Annotated in this window: 2 protein-coding genes and 1 pseudogene; 1 reads left to right on the top strand and 2 read right to left on the bottom strand. The window is 62.8% G+C overall.

What is annotated here, in order from left to right:
- Both ABT116_RS42910 and ABT116_RS42905 read right to left on the bottom strand, forming a co-directional pair.
- Positions 1-269 (bottom strand): annotated as a pseudogene (locus ABT116_RS42910) (hypothetical protein); the annotation flags it as partial.
- A 13-nt stretch (positions 270-282) separates the two neighbouring features.
- Entirely contained in the window at positions 283-1,110 is an 828-nt protein-coding gene (locus tag ABT116_RS42905) for a transglutaminase domain-containing protein (protein ID WP_095972304.1), read from the bottom strand.
- Positions 1,111-1,171: 61 nt separating this feature from the next.
- Here ABT116_RS42905 and ABT116_RS42900 point away from each other — a divergent pair, with 61 nt between their 5' ends.
- Positions 1,172-2,212 carry an ABC transporter substrate-binding protein gene (locus ABT116_RS42900; protein WP_351646149.1) on the top strand — a complete coding sequence of 347 codons (1,041 nt, stop codon included), beginning with the start codon at positions 1,172-1,174 and terminating at the stop codon, positions 2,210-2,212.
- Positions 2,213-2,355: the final 143 nt, after the last annotated feature.

Below are 2,355 nucleotides of genomic sequence, written 5' to 3'. Positions count from 1 at the left end.
CCGGGACCAGGTGGGAGACATCGCCGCCCCAGGTCGCGACCTCCTTGACCAGGGGCATCGGCATCACGCGCGTAGTCGACTGCACTCTCGTCGTTCCAGGAATAGGGAAGTACGTCGATTCCCGCGTCGGCCGCAACGCTCAGCGCCGTCGTGAACGAGAGGACGTCGATCACGACGGCGGTATCGACTCCCGCAGCGATCGCCTCGGCGCCACGCAGGCCCCAGTCGAATCGAAGTCCGTACTCGAGTTGGCGGTGCTCCTGATTCATGCAGGCCAGTCTCTCAGAAAGTAAGCAGCTTCTCCGGCACGCGTAAATCCTCGTGCTCGTACAACGCTCGCACGGCCACGGGATCGTCAGTGGCGCAGACGTCGGCGATGTCGTCGAGCAGTACGTCGTACTCCGCACCGGTTTTTCCGTCGTAGGCGTCGGTCATGCGGCCCCACTCGTCCCATGGCAGGGTTTCGACTTTGTTCATCGCGGCAAGGTCTTTCACGGCGTTGCCGCGGATCTCGGCGGCTCCCCAGTTCTGGGTTCCGTACACCCCGAACTGGGAGGCGTCGATCTCGCCGCGTCGATACGCCAACCACGCCTCGCCGCCACTGAGGAATTCTCCCGGCCGTAGATCGTGGGCGTGAGGAAGCACGTTCTGTCCGAGGATCTCCGAGTCGATGCGGATCCAGCGCTTGCCGGCGTCGTCCCAGTACTCGGTGATCCAGTGGTCGACGCCCTGTCCCGATTGAAAGTAGGTGGCAAAACCACAGCGGACCCGCGCGGCAAAACCGCGATAGCGCAGAAACGCACAACTCAAAACGGCAAAGTGCCGACAGGTTCCGACGACCCTCTTGTCGGGCTCTCGGGCGGAGGTCACCGGTGCCGGATCGAGCGAGAGCAGCCTTTCGAGCAGAACACTTGCCGGCCGGATCTGGTTTTCGTCGAATCGGTCGGTGGTCAGATTCAGCGACTGCGCATCGGCGGGTTGAACGACCAGGTACGGGACCACCCGGCAAATGTCCACGGGATCGGCGGAGAGCGGCTCGATGGCGAGCAGATCCACCCCGTCGACGCGGGTGAACGGTCCTGCTGATGTGTAGTCGAGAACCGCCGTCATGAGCGGAGACTAACAAACACTGCGGACACAACCACTCCACTATGGTTAGGGTCCCATAACCATGAAACCCGAGGTTGCCGTGAACCCTATGTTGAGCCGCCGTGCCATGCTGTCCGTCACCTTCGCAACAGCAGCCGGTTTCGCCCTTGCTGCCTGCGGCGACAGTGCGAAAGACGAATCCACTCCCGGCACCGAAGGTGCTCACGCCGAGGTCAACGCCTTCCCGGTGACGATCGACCACAAGTTCGGCTCCACCACCATCGAGCAGGCACCCAGCCGCATCGCAGCGGTCGGTATCGGCGACGCGGACGTACTGCTCTCCCTCGGGCTGACACCTGTCCTGGTCCCGGTGTGGAAGGGATCGACCGACGACGGAATCGGCGTCTGGGCCGACTCGGCAGTTCAAGGCGCCGAGCCGACGCCGTTGGCCAACGCCACCACCGATTTCGACATCGAAACGATCGTGGCCGCAGCGCCTGACCTGATCATCGCCGTCAACAATGCGATCGACGAGGATCTGTACAAGCAGCTCAGCGCCATCGCGCCGACGGTGCTTCACGCGGCCGATCAGACGGATTGGGTTCTGCCCTGGCAGGAGGTCACGACCCGCATCGGTACCGCTGTGGGTGTTCCCGCGCAGGCACGGCAGGAGGTCCAGCAAGTGGAGGACCTCATCGTTCGTACCCGCGCGGAGAACCCCCAGTTCGAGGGCAAGACAGCAGCTCTCGTCATTCGCTGGAGTGACGGGAATCTTCGAGCGTTCAGCCCCGAGGCAGCGCGCGCTCAGCTGCTCACGCAACTGGGGTTCACGGCGCCTGCCGCACTGAAGGATCGGTTCGCGGGCAAACTGAACTACGAGATCTCCGCCGAGAACTACGACCTCCTCGAGTGCGACTACCTGCTATTCGACAACTACGAGAAGGCTCGTCCCGAGATGGAGACGCAGCCGGCGTTCACCAATCTGAACGTGGTCAAGACCGGCGGCCTGATCAGCTTGGACCCCATCGTCAGTGACGCGGTGTCCATGCCCAATCCGCTCACCATTCCGTTCGTGCTGGAAGATTTCGTAGCAAAGATCAATCAGACGATCGCGGGTCGATAACCTTCGTTCGACCGGACCACACCCACAACACCACAGCCGACACGGCCACGCAGACCGCAACGATCACCCATGGTGACGCCGGCGCTGCGTGGCCGTTGTCGACGAGGTCGTATACGAATCCGACTCCCACGGTTCCCAGGAGT

Source organism: Streptomyces sp. NPDC002130 (assembly GCF_040296465.1).
Taxonomy (GTDB): Bacteria; Actinomycetota; Actinomycetes; order Streptomycetales; family Streptomycetaceae; genus Streptomyces.
The sequence above is the reverse complement of the archived record's forward strand: the minus strand, read 5'-3'. Positions and strand labels throughout refer to the sequence as shown.

Bases quoted from the DNA above. Each gene is read 5' to 3' on its own strand.
- ABT116_RS42905 (WP_095972304.1), bottom strand. From the start codon at position 1,110: ATGACGGCGGTTCTCGACTACACATCAGCAGGACCGTTCACCCGCGTC.
- ABT116_RS42900 (WP_351646149.1), top strand. From the start codon at position 1,172: ATGAAACCCGAGGTTGCCGTGAACCCTATGTTGAGCCGCCGTGCCATG.